General features: G+C 64.1%; 13 protein-coding genes. 12 read left to right on the forward strand and 1 reads right to left on the reverse strand.

The window, feature by feature from the left end; genetic code table 11:
- Positions 1 to 195 precede the first annotated feature (195 nt).
- Together P9A16_RS18465 and P9A16_RS18470 are read left to right on the forward strand one after the other, a co-directional pair.
- The gene (locus tag P9A16_RS18465; RefSeq protein ID WP_272790865.1) at positions 196 to 1,647 is read left to right on the forward strand and encodes an APC family permease; all 1,452 of its coding nucleotides are present in this window, start codon (positions 196 to 198) and stop codon (positions 1,645 to 1,647) included.
- Between the two features lie 46 nt (positions 1,648 to 1,693).
- On the forward strand, positions 1,694 to 3,172 hold the full coding sequence (locus P9A16_RS18470; protein WP_278025870.1) for an aldehyde dehydrogenase: 1,479 nt from the start codon (positions 1,694 to 1,696) through the stop codon (positions 3,170 to 3,172).
- Positions 3,173 to 3,234: 62 nt separating this feature from the next.
- Here P9A16_RS18470 and P9A16_RS18475 read toward each other — a convergent pair whose 3' ends face one another.
- On the reverse strand, positions 3,235 to 4,641 hold the full coding sequence (locus P9A16_RS18475) for a pyridoxal phosphate-dependent decarboxylase family protein (protein WP_278025871.1): 1,407 nt from the start codon (positions 4,639 to 4,641) through the stop codon (positions 3,235 to 3,237).
- Positions 4,642 to 5,221: 580 nt separating this feature from the next.
- Between P9A16_RS18475 and P9A16_RS18480 the strand changes: the two genes are divergently transcribed.
- The 10 genes from P9A16_RS18480 to P9A16_RS18525 all read left to right on the forward strand — a co-directional run bounded on the left by P9A16_RS18480 (position 5,222) and on the right by P9A16_RS18525 (position 15,199).
- Positions 5,222 to 6,478 carry a Tm-1-like ATP-binding domain-containing protein gene (locus tag P9A16_RS18480; protein ID WP_278025872.1) on the forward strand — a complete coding sequence of 419 codons (1,257 nt, stop codon included), beginning with the start codon at positions 5,222 to 5,224 and terminating at the stop codon, positions 6,476 to 6,478.
- Complete coding sequence (locus P9A16_RS18485) at positions 6,475 to 7,128, forward strand: HAD family hydrolase (RefSeq protein ID WP_278025873.1); 654 nt, start codon at positions 6,475 to 6,477, stop codon at positions 7,126 to 7,128. Before P9A16_RS18480 ends, P9A16_RS18485 begins: the two co-directional genes overlap by 4 nt.
- Before the next feature lie 11 nt (positions 7,129 to 7,139).
- Positions 7,140 to 8,498 carry an aspartate aminotransferase family protein gene (locus P9A16_RS18490; RefSeq protein WP_278025874.1) on the forward strand — a complete coding sequence of 453 codons (1,359 nt, stop codon included), beginning with the start codon at positions 7,140 to 7,142 and terminating at the stop codon, positions 8,496 to 8,498.
- Between the two features lies 1 nt (position 8,499).
- A complete protein-coding gene (locus P9A16_RS18495; RefSeq protein WP_278025875.1) occupies positions 8,500 to 9,783 on the forward strand; it encodes an aspartate aminotransferase family protein in 1,284 nt (427 codons plus the stop codon).
- 4 nt (positions 9,784 to 9,787) lie between these two features.
- Positions 9,788 to 10,777, forward strand: coding sequence for a phosphotransferase enzyme family protein (locus tag P9A16_RS18500; RefSeq protein WP_278025876.1), 990 nt, complete (start codon positions 9,788 to 9,790; stop codon positions 10,775 to 10,777).
- A 503-nt stretch (positions 10,778 to 11,280) separates the two neighbouring features.
- Entirely contained in the window at positions 11,281 to 11,472 is a 192-nt protein-coding gene (gene napE / locus P9A16_RS18505; protein WP_023514115.1) for a periplasmic nitrate reductase, NapE protein, read from the forward strand.
- Between the two features lie 9 nt (positions 11,473 to 11,481).
- A complete protein-coding gene (gene napF, locus P9A16_RS18510) occupies positions 11,482 to 11,982 on the forward strand; it encodes a ferredoxin-type protein NapF (RefSeq protein WP_272790857.1) in 501 nt (166 codons plus the stop codon).
- A complete protein-coding gene (locus P9A16_RS18515) occupies positions 11,975 to 12,259 on the forward strand; it encodes a chaperone NapD (RefSeq protein ID WP_023514113.1) in 285 nt (94 codons plus the stop codon). Before napF ends, P9A16_RS18515 begins: the two co-directional genes overlap by 8 nt.
- Positions 12,234 to 14,738 (forward strand): periplasmic nitrate reductase subunit alpha, encoded by a 2,505-nt coding sequence (napA, locus tag P9A16_RS18520; protein WP_278025877.1) that lies wholly within the window; start codon positions 12,234 to 12,236, stop codon positions 14,736 to 14,738. The genes P9A16_RS18515 and napA overlap by 26 nt, the downstream gene beginning before the upstream one ends.
- Positions 14,708 to 15,199 carry a nitrate reductase cytochrome c-type subunit gene (locus P9A16_RS18525; protein WP_023514111.1) on the forward strand — a complete coding sequence of 164 codons (492 nt, stop codon included), beginning with the start codon at positions 14,708 to 14,710 and terminating at the stop codon, positions 15,197 to 15,199. The genes napA and P9A16_RS18525 overlap by 31 nt, the downstream gene beginning before the upstream one ends.

Here is a 15,199-nt window from a genome sequence, read left to right on the forward strand (position 1 = left end):
TCTATAAGTCGAGATACTTAACATGAGAAATAACTTGACGCCGGAACTGGCTTTTGCAAATCTATAATTAAAATAACGGTTCAAATAATGAACCACAAGGAAAATGTTTCGTGGGAACCGCCGTCGCTTTTGGCGCGGCATCGGACACGCGGCCGCCGGATGTATGAGGGCAGCCGCCAGGATGGGAGCAAGATCATGACAGAACACAGCGTGCCGTCTGGCGGCGCGAACCAGTTGCGCAAGAACAGCCTCGGTGTCGGGGCTGTCACATTCCTCGTCGTCTCCGCGGCTGCGCCGCTGACGGCGGTTGCTGGCGGCGTGCCGCTGTCGATGATGCTGGGCAACGGCCCAGGCATTCCGCTGACCTTCGCCTTCGTAACGACGGTGCTGCTGCTCTTTGCCATCGGCTATGTCGCCATGGCCCGGCATATCAGCAATGCCGGCGCCTTCTATGCTTATACGGCGCAGGGCCTCGGCGGTCTTGCCGGCGGCGCTGCCGCGCTGATTGCCATCCTCGCCTACAATGCCATGCAGATCGGCGTCTTCGGCCTGTTTGGGGCGGCAACGGCCGGCTTTTTTGCCGGCTATGGCCTCGACCTGCCCTGGTGGGTCTGGACCTATATCGGCATCGCCCTCGTTGCGGTCTTCGGCTACCGGCGGGTGGACTTTTCCGCCCGCGTGCTCGCCGTGCTCGTCGTGCTCGAATATCTGGTCGTGCTGGTCATCGATGCGGCCATCCTCGTAAAGGGCGGCGACAGTGGCCTTTCCGCTGCGCCCTTTACGCCGTCAGCCTTCTTCTCGGGGACGCCGGCCATCGGCATCCTGTTCTGCTTTGCCGCCTTCATCGGCTTCGAGGCGACGACCATCTACAGCGAGGAGGCCCGCGAGCCGGAAAAGACCGTGCCGCGCGCCACCTACATCTCCGTGCTGATCATCGGCCTCTTCTACATGCTGACCTCCTGGCTGATGGTCAACGGCGCGGGCGTCGACAAGCTGGTGCCGGAAATCCAGGGCCTTGCCGATCCGACCACCTTCCTCTTCGGCCTCGCGGATCGCTATGTCGGCGGCGGCATCACCACCATCATGAGCATTCTCTTCATCACCAGCCTCTTTGCCGGCGTCGTCGCCTTCCACAATGGCGTTGCCCGCTATCTCTATGTCGCCGGCCGCGAAGGTCTGCTGCCCAAGGCGCTCGGCGTCACCCATCCGGTGTTCCAGAGCCCGCATGCCGGCTCGGTCGTGCAAACGATCATCGCCGTCCTCGTCGTGGCGCTCTTCGCCTTCACGGGGCAGGATCCGGTGCTGGCGCTGTTCTCCTGGCTCACCAATGTCGGCACGCTGGCGATCATTCTCCTGATGGCGCTGACTGCCTTCGCCATCGTCGCCTTCTTCGGCCGCAATCCGGGCCTCGAAGGCAACCGGATCGTCACGACCGTGCTGCCGGTATTGACGGGCCTCATCCTGCTGGCGCTGGTGTTCTATATCGCAACGAACTTCGGCGCCCTGGCCGGTGCGGAGGGACCGCTTGCCGTGTTCCTGCCGGGCCTTGTGCTGATTGCCGCGATCATCGGCCTCCTTTGCGCCCTGCGCCTGAAGGCGGGCGATGCCGGCGCCTTTGCCCGGCTCGGCGTCCGCCGGGAAGTGTGAGACCAGGGGTGGCGCTTCGGCGCCACCTGCCCTTTGAGGAAAGACCATGCAGGAAAAGATCAACGCACTCCGCAATCTGGCGGTCGCTCCGCAGGCGCTGTTTATAAACGGCATTTGGCAGGACCCGGCGGATGGCGCGGCGCTGGATGTCGTCTCGCCCATCGACGGGCGCACGCTGACGACGATTGCCGACGCCGGTGCGGCCGATGTGGACCGGGCGGTAAAGGCCGCCCGTACCGCTTTCGAAAGGGGGCGCTGGGCAAAGGCGGCGCCGGCCGAGCGCAAGCGGGTGCTGCTGAAGATCGCCGACCTGATCGAGCAACACGCGCTGGAGCTTGCCGTGCTCGGCGTGCGGGACAACGGCACCGAGGTTTCCATGGCACTGAAGGCCGAGCCCGGCAGCGCCGCCGGCACGTTCCGTTACTATGGCGAGGCGATCGACAAGATCTATGGCGAGATCGCACCGACGGCCGGCGACATCCTCGGCCTCGTCCACCGCGAGCCGGTCGGTGTCGTCGGTGCCATCGTGCCGTGGAACTTTCCGCTGATGATCGGCGCCTGGAAGATCGCCCCGGCGCTCGCTGCCGGCAACTCCATCGTGCTGAAGCCGGCGGAGGCCGCCTCGTTGACGCTGCTGCGCCTCGCTGCCCTTTGCGCCGAGGCGGGGCTGCCGGAAGGCGTGCTGAACGTCGTGACCGGTCGTGGCGCGGTTACAGGTGAGGCGATGGGGCTGCATCCGGACATCGACGTGCTGGTCTTTACCGGTTCCGGCCCCGTCGGCCGGTGCCTCCTGGAATATTCCGCCCGCTCCAACCTGAAGCGCGTCTATCTTGAACTCGGTGGTAAATCGCCGAACGTCGTCTTCGCCGATGCACCGGACCTCGACCGCGCGGCCAAGGTCTCGGCCTATGGCATCTTCCGCAATTCGGGGCAGGTCTGCGTGGCCGGTTCGCGGCTGCTCGTCGAGCGTTCCATTGCGGAGGCGTTTTCGCAGAAGGTGGCGGAGGTTGCCGCGGCGATGGCGGTCGGCGATCCGCTGTTGCTGACCACCGAGGCCGGTGCCATTTCCAGCGAGGCGCAGCTTGGCAAGAATCTCGGCTTTGCCGAACAGGCGCTATCCGAGGGCGCGCGGCTGCGCACCGGTGGAAAGCGTATCCTTGCCGAGACCGGCGGCTTTTACATGCAGCCGACCGTCTTCGACGTTACGCCGGGCATGACGCTTGCCCGCGAGGAGGTGTTCGGACCGATCCTCTCCATCATCCCCTTCGACGGTGAGGATGAGGCCTTGCGCATCGCCAATGGCACGGACTTCGGCCTCGCCTCGGCCGTCTGGACCGCCAATCTGTCACGGGCGCATCGCATGGTGCGCGGCATCCGTGCTGGTGTCGTGCATGTCAACACCTATGGCGGGGCGGACAACACGGTGCCGCTCGGCGGCGTGCGCCAGTCCGGCAACGGGCACGACAAATCCCTGCACGCGCTGGACAAGTATCTCGACCTGAAGACGGCCTGGATCCAGCTTTAAGTCCCCACGATTTTGCGTAGGAGCCCGACTGTCCGTAAGGATACGCCGGGCTCCGGCGCATGTCATGTCAGCGAGCGGGCGATTTCCGTAATGACCGCGAAGGCGTTGTCCGCGTCGTCGCGGGTCATCTCGAACTGGCCGGCCTGGAAACGGATGGCGATGCGTCCATCGACGCGGGTCTGTGTCAGGTAGATACGTCCGTCGTCGTTGATGGCGTTGACGAGGGCGATATTGTGCTGGTCGGCCTCTGCGCCGCCCGTGTGGCGGAAGGAGAAGAGCGAGAGCACCGGTTCGCTGACGATCTCGAAATCCGGCTCCCCGGCAAGCCGCTCCGCCAGTTCCCTCGACCAGGCGACGTGGTTGCGGATCATCGTGCGCAGGCCTTCAAGGCCATGATAGCGCATCAGGAACCACAGTTTCAGCGCGCGGAAGCGCCGTCCGAGCGGTACAGACCATTCGGAATAGTTGATAATGCCGTCATGGCCGTGCGTCTTCAGGTATTCCGGCTGGATGGCGAGCGTGCGCACCTGGTCCTCGGGACTGCGGATGAACTGCACCGAGCAGTCGAAATTGGCGCCGAGCCATTTGTGCGGATTGAAGACGATGGAATCGGCGGCCTCGATGCCCTCCCAGAGGCTGCGGAATTCCGGGCAGATCATGGCCGAACCCGCCCAGGCGGCATCGACATGCAGGTAGAGACCATGTGCCTTTGCCACTGTTGCCACATCGCCGATCGGATCGCAGGCGCCGATGGAGGTGCCGCCGGTGCAGGCGATGATGCCGGCCGGGACGTGGCCGGCGGCAAGGTCCGCGCGGATCGCGGCGTCGAGCGCCTCGGGGTCCATGCCGTTGAGCGGCCCCTTGGTCGGAATGCGCACGAGGTTCGCCTCGCCGATGCCGGCAATCCAAATCGCCCGGTCGATCGAGGTGTGCACCTGTTTCGAGGCATAGACGCGCACTGCGCCGTGCGCCGCCAGTCCCTCGCTGTTGCCCTTCCAGCCGAGTGCCTTCTCGCGCATGACCAGCACGGCGGCGAGCGTCGCGGTGGAGGCGGAATCCTGGATCACACCGGAAAAGCCATCCGGCAGACCGAGCGCCTGGCGCAGCCAGTCGACCACCCGCGTTTCAAGCTCGGTGGCGGCGGGCGATGTCTGCCAGAGCATGCATTGGGCCGCGACGGAGGTGACGAGATAATCGGCGATCACCGAAACGGGCGCGGCATTGGCAGGAAAGTAGGCGAAGAAGCGCGGGTGCTGCCAATGGGTGAGGCCATCGGGGATGATGCGCTCGAAATCCGCGAAAATCGCCTCCATCGCCTCGCCCCCTTCCGGGGCCGTATCGGCGATCTGCCTGGCGATGTCGCCAGGCTTCGTCTGCGCCCGCACCGGCCGGTCGCGCAGGCCCGCCCGGTAGTCGGCGCCCCAATCAGCTACCGTGCGCGACCACCGGCGGAATTCTTCGCTATCCATGTCTTGCTCCCTGTTTGCGTTGCGCATTTCTCGATGCTTGCCCTGCGATTTGCAATGTCTTGTCGGCATGTTGTGCCGATAGGCGCGCGTATGCGCCGGGGCAGATGTGCCGGATTGCGGTTAATTAACACGTTAATAAACTGGCGGCTTCTGTCAAGAGTGCCCAGGATATCGGGCCACGTCCCTTTGGTAGCTTCCGCTTGAAGGAGCCTGGATCGGAAAAGCAGAAAGGATTCCAACGGTTCATTATGCAAACCATAGCTTCAAATACAGACTTGCAAACGATCAAACTTCCTGCCAGATTAATTCGCATGTTAAGTATCTGTCGTAACATCTCGCGACAGCGCCTGAGGGGAGCCGGGCTTGACGGGGAGAGAACGGGTATGAGTGCCACAGCCAGCATGGGTCGGGACGTCATGTCCGTGAAGGGCGCGGGGAGGGGGCTGACGCGGATGGCGGGCGCCGGGTATCTTCTCGTGCAGGGGCGCCGGGCGCCGGGCCACGCATCGGTTGGTTCCAATGCATTCTATCAGGTCGGCCGGAAGGTCGGTTCCGCCATTCAATCGAGGAGGAATGGTCGATGAGCGCCAGCGCCCGTCTGCCCCATATTCTGGTGATCGGCACCGGAGACACCAAGAGCGAGGAACTGCTGTTTATGGCCGAGGTCATCGGCAAGGCCGGTGGCGTTCCCGTTCTGGTCGATGTCAGCGTGCTCGGCGACCCGCCCTATGTGCCGGGCCATTCCAAGCATGACATCGCCGCCGCCGCCGGCACCACAATGGAGGCGATCACCAGCAGCGGCGACGAGAACACCGCTATGGCGCTGATGGCCAGGGGCGCGGCGGCGCTGGTGCGCCGGCTCTCTGATGCAGGAGCGGTGGACGGCATGATCGCGCTTGGTGGCTCGCTCGGCACCGACCTTGCGCTCGATGTCGCAGCCGTGCTGCCGCTCGGCGTGCCGAAGTTCATCGTCTCCACCATCGCCTATTCCCATCTCCTGCCGCCGGAGCGCATCGCGCCCGACCTGATGATGATCCTGTGGGCCGGCGGGCTCTACGGTCTCAATCCGATCTGCCGGGCGGTGCTGTCGCAGGCGTCCGGCGCGGTCGTCGGCGCTGCCAAGGCTGGCGAGCGGCCCGGCCGCCAGCGCCCGCTGGTCGGCATGACCTCGCTCGGCTCCTCCTGCCTCAGCTATATGAAGGTGCTGAAGCCGGAGCTGGAGCGGCGCGGCTACGACGTTGCCGTCTTCCATTCCACAGGCATGGGCGGGCGTGCCTATGAGGCGGTCGCGGCGCAGCGGGGCTTTGCCGCCGTCTTCGATTTTTGCATCCAGGAAGTGACCAATGCGCAGAACGGTTCGGTCGCCGTCTCCGGGCCGGACCGTATGGAAAATGCAGGCCGCGCCGGCATTCCGCAGATTGTCGCGCCCGGCGCGGTCGATATGGTGGATATGCCCGCCTGGCAGGAGACGCCGGATCGTTTCGCCGGCCGGCCCTATCATGCACACAATCGGTTGATCGCCTCCGTCACCGTCTCGCCCGATGAGCGCCGCGCAGTTGCCCGCGTGGTCGCCGCCAAGCTGGGAGGCGCGAGTGCGCCGGTCGCCTTCCTGCTGCCGACGCAAGGCATCCAGGAATGGGACCGGGAGGGCGAGCCGCTGCATGAACCGGATGCGCTGGATGCCTTCCTCGACGAGATGCGCCGTGCCATGCCGGCCTCGGTCGCCTTCGAAGAGGTCGATGCGCACATCAATGCTCCTGACTTCGCCGCAAGGGCGCTGGAAGTTTTCGACCGCTGGGTCGCCGAAGGCATCGTCGAGAAGGGGCAGGCGGCATGACGGAAGCGCAGCGGGCATTGATCCTCGATTTCGGCGGTGTCGTCACCCGCACGCTGTTCGAAACGCACGACGTTACCGAGCGGACGCTCGGCCTTCCGGCCGGCACGCTGACCTGGCGCGGTCCGTTCGACCCCGCTACCGACCCTCTGTGGGTATCGCTGCAGACGCGAGAAATCACCGAGCGCGACTATTGGATGACGCGCACGCAGGAGGTCGGCGCGCTGCTCGGCGAGGACTGGACGGACATGAAGACCTTCGTACAGCGGGCGCGCGGGGCGGATCCCGAGCTTGTCCTGCGCCCCGAGGCGCGCGATGCGATCCTGAAAGCCAAGGCGGCCGGGCTGAAGCTCGCCATCCTCTCCAACGAACTCGACCTTTTCTACGGCGAAAGCTTTCGCAAGCGCTTTCCGCTGATCGACCTTTTCGATGTCATCGTCGATGCGACATACACGAAGATCCTGAAGCCCGATCCACGCGCCTACGAACAGGTGCTGGCGGAACTGGGGCTTGCCCGCGCCGACTGTGTCTTCGTCGATGACCAGAAGAAGAACATAGAGGGTGCGGTGGCCATCGGCCTTCCCCATGTGCATTTCGACGTGACCCGGCCTGCCGAAAGCTACGCGCAGGCGCTGAACATGCTTGGACTTTGAAAGGATATCCCATGCGCGATTCCAACTTCCTGATCGAGAACAACGCCCGCCATCTCTGGCACCCCATGGCGCATCCGGCCGAAATGCAGGCAAAGCCCCCGCGCATCATCAATGCAGGCGAGGGCGTTTCGGTGGTGGATATCCACGGCAAGACGGTGCTGGATGCCGTCGGTGGCCTGTGGAACGTCAACCTCGGCTATTCCTGCGAGCCGGTGAAGAAGGCGATCCGCGACCAGCTCGACGAACTGCCCTATTATTCCACCTTCCGCGGCACCACCAATTCGCCGCTGATCGAACTGTCCTATGAGCTGGCGGCGTTTTTTAAGGAGGACGGCCTTACCCGCGCCTTTTTCACCTCGGGTGGCTCGGATTCCGTCGAGACGGCACTCAGGCTCGCGCGCCAGTTCCACAAGATCAACGGTCAGCCGGAGCGCACCAAGTTCGTGGCGCTGAAGAAGGGCTATCACGGTACGCATTTCGGCGGCGCCTCGGTCAACGGCAACGCCAATTTCCGCCGCAACTACGAGCCGCTGCTGCCCGGCGTCTTCCATCTTGCCGCGCCCTATCCCTATCGCAACCCCTTCAACACCAGCGACCCGGCTGAAATCGCCCAGGCGATCGCCCGCCAGTTCGAGGACGAGATTGCCTTCCAGGGCGCCGACACCATCGCCGCCTTCATCATGGAGCCGGTGCTGGGCGCCGGCGGTGTCATCGTGCCGCACGAGACTTTCATGCCGCTGATGCGCGCCATCTGCGACAGGCACGGCATTCTCCTCATCGCTGACGAGGTTATCACCGCCTTCGGCCGCACCGGGGCCTGGACCGGCTCGCGCGGCTGGGGCGTCAAGCCCGACATGATGACCACCGCCAAGGCGATCACCAACGGCTACTTCCCCTTCGGTGCGGTGATGATCGCCGACAAGGTTGTCAATGCCTTCGAAGCCAACAAGGATTCCTTCGGCGCCATCGGTCACGGCTATACCTATTCCGGCCATCCGGTCGGCGCGGCGGCGGCACTGGCGACGCTGAAGGAAACCGCCCGCGTCGACACCGCCGCCAATGCGGCCGCACGCGGTGTCGAGCTGATCACCGGTCTTGAGGGGCTGAAGGCCAAACACGAACTGGTCGGCGATGTGCGCGGCAAGGGGCTGATGGTGGCGCTGGAGCTCGTCTCCGACCGCCCGAATAAGAGTGCAGCCGCCAAGGATGTGGTGCAGAAGGTCTACGATGTTGCCTATGATGAGGGCGTGATGGTCCGCACGTCGGGCAGCAATGTCATCATCTCGCCGCCGCTCGTCATCACGGCCGCTGATGTAGAGAAGATCGTCTCGGCGCTGGATGCCGGCCTCAGTGCGGCGGAAGGGCGCTAGAATGACCGGCGCACAAGCCTTGCGCGCCCGCCGCGAGCAGCTGCTCGGCCGCAACATGTCGCTCTTCTATGACGACCCGGTGCATCTGGTCAGAGGCGAGGGCGTCGTTTTGTGGGATGCGGACGGGCGCAAATATCTCGATTGCTACAACAACGTGCCGCATGTCGGCCATTGCCATCCGCGGGTGGTCGAGGCGATCTGCCGGCAGGCCTCGACGCTCAATACCCACACACGCTACCTGCATGAAGGGATTCTTGACTATGTCGAGCGGCTGACGGCGACCTTCGACAGAAGCCTCGACACGGCCATCCTTACCTGCACCGGCAGCGAGGCCAACGACGTGGCCTTGCGCATGGCGCAGGCGGTGACCGGCAGGACGGGTGTCATCGCCACCGATTTCACCTATCACGGCAACACGACGGCGGTCTCGCAACTCTCGACGCGCATGCCGCCGGTCGGCGGCTACGGTGGCCATGTCCGCCATGTGCCGGCGCCGGATGCCTATCGTCCGCTCGGCGGGGAGGGCGGCAAGACCTTTGCCGAGGCCTGGGCCGCTGCGGTGGAGGCAGCAATCGCCTCGCTGCAGGAAAGTCCCTTCGGCTTTTCCGCGCTGATCATCGATCCGTTCTTCGCCAATGAGGGTTTTCCGGACCTGCCGGAAGACTTCCTGGCGCCCGCCGTCGCGGCGGCAAGGAAGGCCGGAGGCCTTGTCATCTGCGACGAGGTGCAGCCCGGTTTTGGCCGTACCGGCACCCACCTTTGGGGGCACCAGAAGGCCGGCATCCTCCCTGATATCGTCACCCTCGGCAAGCCGATGGGCAATGGCCATCCGGTCGGTGGTGTCGTCGCCGCATCCGAAACGCTGAATGCGTTTCGAAAGGCGTTTCGTTACTTCAACACCTTTGGAGGCAATCCGGTCTCCTGCGCTGCGGCCATGGCCGTGCTCGACGTGCTGGAGGAGGAGAAGCTGCAGGAGAACGCGCTTCATGTCGGCGCCTATGCCTGTGCGGGGTTGCAGAAGCTGGCGGACAAACACCCGCTGATCGGCAATGTGCGTGGCAGCGGCCTGTTCTTCGGGGCCGAACTGGTGCTCGACCGGCAGGAAAAGACGCCCGCCTCGGACATCGCCACGCGGGTCGTCAACGGCATGCGCGAGCGTGGTGTGCTGATGGGCAAGCTCGGCATCCACCAGAACGCCACAAAGATCCGCCCGCCCATGCCCTTCTCCCGGGAGAATGCCGATTTGATGCTGGCAGCGCTCGACGACGTGCTGGGTGGGCTGTGACGCGATGGACGACATGATCGCAACCCTGACGGCACGGGCGGCGAGCGCCATTGCGCATTGGAACCTGCCGGACCAGGTGCCTGAATTGTTGAAATACCGCGAGAACGCGGTCTTCAAGGTCCGCCTGCGGGATGGCCGTCCGGCGGCCTTGCGGCTGCACCGCCCTGCTTATCATTCGCCCGTGGCGCTTGCCTCCGAACTCGCCTTCATGGCGGTGCTGCGTGAGAAAGGCATATCCGTGCCGCTGCCGATCGCCGCGGCGGATGGCAGCCTGCTCGCCGTCCTGCCTTCTCCGGAGAGCTCTGCTCCGCACTATGCCGATCTGATTGGCTGGATGGAGGGCGAGCCGCTCGGCCATACCGGAGCTCCGCTTCCGCGTACCGGCCGCGACCTGCCGGCGCTCTTTCGCGTCATCGGGCAGGAAATGGCGCGCCTTCACGACGTAGCCGATGGTTTCGTGCAGGCGGCGGGATTCGAGCGCCCGGCCTGGGATGTCGAAGGGTTGCTGGGGCAGGCGCCCTTCTGGGGCCGGTTCTGGGATTGCCCGCTGCTTGCGCCGACGCAGCGGGATGACCTTGCGCGCCTGCGGGACCGTCTGCTGCCACCGCTTTCGGCGCTGGCGCCAGGTCTGGACTACGGCCTGATCCATGCCGACCTCGTGCGCGAAAACGTCCTCGTGGCGGATGGCGCGGTCGCCTTCATCGACTTCGACGACTGCGGCTTCGGTTTCCGGCTGTTCGATCTGGCAACCGCGCTGCTGCGCAACAGGCACGAGCCGGACTACCCGCAGCTGCGCGCGGCCTTGCTGGAAGGCTATACTGCCGTCCGGCCGCAGGCGGAACCGGATTTCCAGCACCTGCCGCTGTTCCTGCTGCTGCGCGCGCTCACCTATATCGGCTGGGCGGCCGCGCGACCGGAGCTTCCCGACAATCCCGCCCGTTTGCGGCGGTATCTCGGCGACATCGAAACGCTCGCGAAGGATCTTCGCGTTTGAAGAGCGCGTGCCCCCGCCGATCGATGCGATCAGCGGGATTGCCGTGAATGGAAAGGTCGTTGGCTTCGGTAGGCCTGCGGATTCGTGCGACAGCAAAAGCGTTGCTCCAACGTCCAGCCTCCTGTCCTTCTGGCACCACGAGCACCCGCGAGGTGAGATATGCGTGGGGGCGAATTCGGAATGGCCACCCTGCCTGGCGGATGTTTGCCGGGGTGCAGCTGCGACGTGCTCCTCGAAGACAGGCCAGAAACCCTGTTTCCCCGCGAATAGTTTTTCCTCTGAAATGACAAATGTCTAATATTTGCCTCGGATCGCGACATTTAATTCTGTATTTTTCATTCATTTTATAAGAAATTCTTTGAATCGTTATATCTGTGCGAATATATCGACAATTGATATTGCGCAAAAGTATTCTTGAGTAAAATGGAAATATTTATTTCACTTTATTTTCAGGGGGGCAATGCTAGTATTGCGGCACTGAATGGTATCGGAGGACATGTTCCTTGTCTGAGGTCGCCCCGGAACAACTGACGCCGCAACAACCCGTATCTCGACGGCGACGGGAGCTTGTTACGTTCTTTGTCCTTGCTTTCGGCATCTGGCCGATCGTCGCTGTCGGTGTGGTCGGCGGTTATGGTTTCCTCGTCTGGATGTTTCAGATCCTCTACGGCCCGCCGGGTCCGCCCGGTCATTGAGGCACGGTCATGACGCAGCAAGTCCTTTCCAGGCGGATGTTTCTGAGCGGTGGCAGGCGCGCCGCGGTCGCCGGTATTCGCCCGCCCGGGATTGCGGAAGGCGGGCTTGCAGCCTGCACGGGCTGCGGGCAATGCGTCGAACACTGTCCGACCGGCATTGTCGGTCTTGTCGATGGAGTGCCTCTTCTCGATTTTTCCGTGGCGGAATGCACTTTCTGCGGCGCCTGCGCGCAAAGCTGTCCCGAGCCGGTGTTCACCGATGGGCTTGCCGCCCGCTTCGATCATGCCGTTGCCATCGGGCCTTCCTGCCTGCCGTTCCAAGGGGTTGATTGCCAGGCCTGCCGTGACGCCTGTCCCACCGGCGCCATTCGCTTTCGGCCGGTGCGTGGCGGGCCGTTCGTGCCGGAGCTGACGGCCGAGGCCTGCACGGGCTGTGGCGCCTGCATTTCCGTCTGTCCCGTCGGCGCGGTTGCGACCGCGCCGCGAGGCGCGGAGGCCGCCCATGTCTGAACAGCGGCGCCATCATATCTCCAGCGCTGTGGTCGCCACGAAGCTGGGCGCGCTTGACAGCGTGTTGGCGACACTTGCGACCATCGACAATGTCGAGGTGCACGGTGCGGACAAAGGCAAGATCGTCGTCGTCATAGAGGGGCCGAACACCGGTGTGCTCGGGGATACGCTGATGCGCATCTCCGTCCTCGACGGCGTGATCGCGGCGAACATGGTTTTCGAGCATGTCGAATTGGAAGAGGACGAGGTGCATGGGCAGCGAACTGACGCGGCGTGACATCCTGAAGGCCCAGGCGGCGGGCGTTGCGGCGGCGGCGGCAGGCATCGCGCTGCCTGCCGTCGCCCAGCCGGTTCCGGGCGGGGTGAGCGCGCTGGAGATCAAATGGGACAAGGCGCCCTGCCGCTTCTGCGGCACCGGCTGCGGCGTCATGGTGGGCGTCAAGGAGGGCAAGGTCGTCGCCACGCACGGTGACATGCAGGCTGAGGTCAATCGCGGTCTCAACTGCATCAAGGGCTATTTCCTGTCGAAGATCATGTACGGTACGGACCGCCTGACAGCGCCGCTTCTGCGCAAGCGAAACGGCGTCTATGCCAAGGACGGCGAGTTCGAGCCGGTGACCTGGGAAGAGGCCTTCGACGTGATGGCCGACCAGGCCAAGAAGGTGCTGAAGGAAAAGGGGCCAACCGCTGTCGGCATGTTCGGTTCCGGTCAGTGGACGATCTTCGAGGGCTATGCCGCGACCAAGCTGATGCGCGCCGGCTTCCGCTCGAACAATCTCGACCCGAACGCCCGCCACTGCATGGCCTCTGCCGCCGTCGCCTTCATGCGCACCTTCGGCATGGACGAGCCGATGGGCTGCTACGACGACTTCGAGCATGCCGATGCCTTCGTGCTCTGGGGCTCGAATATGGCGGAGATGCACCCGATCCTGTGGACGCGCATCGCCGACCGGCGGCTTGGCAACGAGCATGTGCGCGTGGCCGTTTTGTCCACCTTCACCCATCGCAGCATGGACCTTGCCGACATCCCGATGGTCTTCAAGCCGGGCACGGACCTGGTGATCCTCAACTATATCGCCAACCACATCATCCAGTCCGGCCGGGTGAACGAGGATTTCGTACGCAACCACACGAAGTTCGTGCGCGGCGTCACCGATATCGGCTATGGCCTCAGGCCGGACGACCCAGTGGAGGTCAAGGCGGCCAATTCCGCCGATCCGGGCAAGACGGAACCGATGGACTACGAAGCCTTCAAGGCCTTCGTTGCCGAATACACGCTGGAAAAGGCGGTCGAGATGACCGGCGTCGAGGCTGGCTTCCTCAAGCAACTCGCCGAGCTCTATGCCGACCCGGACCGCAAGGTCATGTCGCTCTGGACCATGGGCTTCAACCAGCATGTGCGCGGCGTCTGGGCGAACCAGATGGTCTATAACCTCCATCTTCTGACGGGCAAGATCTCCGAGCCCGGCAACAGTCCGTTCTCGCTGACCGGCCAGCCGTCGGCCTGCGGCACGGCGCGCGAGGTCGGAACCTTCGCCCACCGCCTGCCGGCCGACATGGTGGTGACAAACCCGGAACACCGCAAGCATGCGGAAGAAATCTGGCGCGTGCCGCACGGGCTCATCCCGGAAAAGCCCGGCTACCACGCCGTCCAGCAGGACCGCATGCTTCGTGACGGCAAGCTCAATTTCTACTGGGTGCAGGTCAACAACAACGTCCAGGCCGGTCCGAACACCTCGAACGAGACCTACAAGGGCTATCGCAACCCGGAGAACTTCATTGTCGTGTCGGATGCCTATCCGACGATCACGGCGATGAGCGCGGACCTCATCCTCCCAGCCGCCATGTGGGTGGAGAAGGAGGGCGCCTACGGGAATGCCGAGCGACGAACCCATGTCTGGCATCAGCTTGTGCAAGCGCCGGGCGAGGCGCGGTCCGATCTCTGGCAGATGGTCGAGTTCTCCAAGCGCTTCACCACGGACGAGGTCTGGCCGGCGGAGATCCTGGCGGCCAACCCCGCCTACAAGGGCAAGACGCTCTACCAGGTGCTGTTTGCCGAGAGCGATGTGGCGAAGTTTCCCGTCAGCGAGATCAGTCCCGACCACGCCAACAACGAGGCGCAGCAGTTCGGCTTCTACCTGCAGAAGGGGCTGTTCGAGGAGTATGCTGCCTTCGGCCGCGGCCATGGCCACGATCTTGCGCCTTACGACACCTATCATGAGGTGCGCGGTCTGCGCTGGCCGGTGGTCGACGGCAAGGAGACGCTGTGGCGTTACCGTGAGGGTTACGATCCCTATGTGAAGGCCGGCGAAGGGGTTAAATTCTACGGCAACAAGGACGGCAAGGCGGCGATCATCGCCGTGCCCTACGAGCCGCCGGCCGAATCCCCCGACAACGAATACGACACCTGGCTCGTCACCGGCCGCGTGCTGGAGCACTGGCACTCCGGCTCGATGACCATGCGCGTGCCAGAGCTCTACAAGGCCTTCCCCGGCGCGCGCTGCTTCATGAATGCCGACGATGCGCGCAAGCGCGGCCTCAACCAGGGATCGGAAATCCGCATCATCTCCCGGCGCGGCGAGATCCGCTCGCGCGTCGAGACGCGCGGGCGCAACCGCATGCCGCCGGGCGTGATCTTCGTGCCGTGGTTCGATGCCAGCCAGCTCATCAACAAGGTTACGCTCGACGCCACCGACCCCATCTCGAAACAGACGGATTTCAAGAAATGCGCAGTCAAGATCGAACCCGTCGCCTGACCCCGAGCCCCGGATGGATTTTCGCCGCGATCGGCGTTGCGGTGCTTGCCACCGGGGCCATGGCGCAGATGGTGCCGCAGCTTTCCGGCCCGCAGGGGGACGCGATGCAGACCCTGCCGGCCGATCCCCTGCCGAAATGGATCGTCGACGATATCAGGCGCATGCGCGCCTACCCGGAACAGCCGCCGGTCATCCCGCACTCGATCGACGGCTACCAGTTGTCGGTCAATGCCAACCGCTGTCTTTCCTGCCACAAGCGTGAATTCTCGCAGGATGCCGGCGCGCCCATGATCAGCATCACCCACTACATGACGCGCGAGGGCCAGATGCTCGCGGACGTCTCGCCGCGGCGCTACTTCTGCACCGCCTGCCATGTGCCGCAGGCCGACAGGAAGCCGCTCGTCGAGAACACGTTCAAGGACATGAGCGAGATGGGTGTCACAAAGGCGGGAAGCGAGTGA

It is taken from the genome of Shinella sp. 838, assembly GCF_029623935.1.
In the GTDB taxonomy this organism is placed as follows: domain Bacteria; phylum Pseudomonadota; class Alphaproteobacteria; order Rhizobiales; family Rhizobiaceae; genus Shinella.

What these genes read in the sequence shown, in the direction of transcription:
- P9A16_RS18495 (WP_278025875.1), top strand. Translation starts at nt 8,500, where the DNA reads ATGACCGGCGCACAAGCCTTGCGCGCCCGCCGCGAGCAGCTGCTCGGC.
- P9A16_RS18475 (WP_278025871.1), bottom strand. Translation starts at nt 4,641, where the DNA reads ATGGATAGCGAAGAATTCCGCCGGTGGTCGCGCACGGTAGCTGATTGG.
- P9A16_RS18465 (WP_272790865.1), top strand. Translation starts at nt 196, where the DNA reads ATGACAGAACACAGCGTGCCGTCTGGCGGCGCGAACCAGTTGCGCAAG.
- P9A16_RS18515 (WP_023514113.1), top strand. Translation starts at nt 11,975, where the DNA reads ATGTCTGAACAGCGGCGCCATCATATCTCCAGCGCTGTGGTCGCCACG.
- P9A16_RS18485 (WP_278025873.1), top strand. Translation starts at nt 6,475, where the DNA reads ATGACGGAAGCGCAGCGGGCATTGATCCTCGATTTCGGCGGTGTCGTC.
- P9A16_RS18470 (WP_278025870.1), top strand. Translation starts at nt 1,694, where the DNA reads ATGCAGGAAAAGATCAACGCACTCCGCAATCTGGCGGTCGCTCCGCAG.
- napF (WP_272790857.1), top strand. Translation starts at nt 11,482, where the DNA reads ATGACGCAGCAAGTCCTTTCCAGGCGGATGTTTCTGAGCGGTGGCAGG.
- P9A16_RS18490 (WP_278025874.1), top strand. Translation starts at nt 7,140, where the DNA reads ATGCGCGATTCCAACTTCCTGATCGAGAACAACGCCCGCCATCTCTGG.
- P9A16_RS18500 (WP_278025876.1), top strand. Translation starts at nt 9,788, where the DNA reads ATGGACGACATGATCGCAACCCTGACGGCACGGGCGGCGAGCGCCATT.
- napA (WP_278025877.1), top strand. Translation starts at nt 12,234, where the DNA reads ATGGGCAGCGAACTGACGCGGCGTGACATCCTGAAGGCCCAGGCGGCG.
- P9A16_RS18480 (WP_278025872.1), top strand. Translation starts at nt 5,222, where the DNA reads ATGAGCGCCAGCGCCCGTCTGCCCCATATTCTGGTGATCGGCACCGGA.
- P9A16_RS18525 (WP_023514111.1), top strand. Translation starts at nt 14,708, where the DNA reads ATGCGCAGTCAAGATCGAACCCGTCGCCTGACCCCGAGCCCCGGATGG.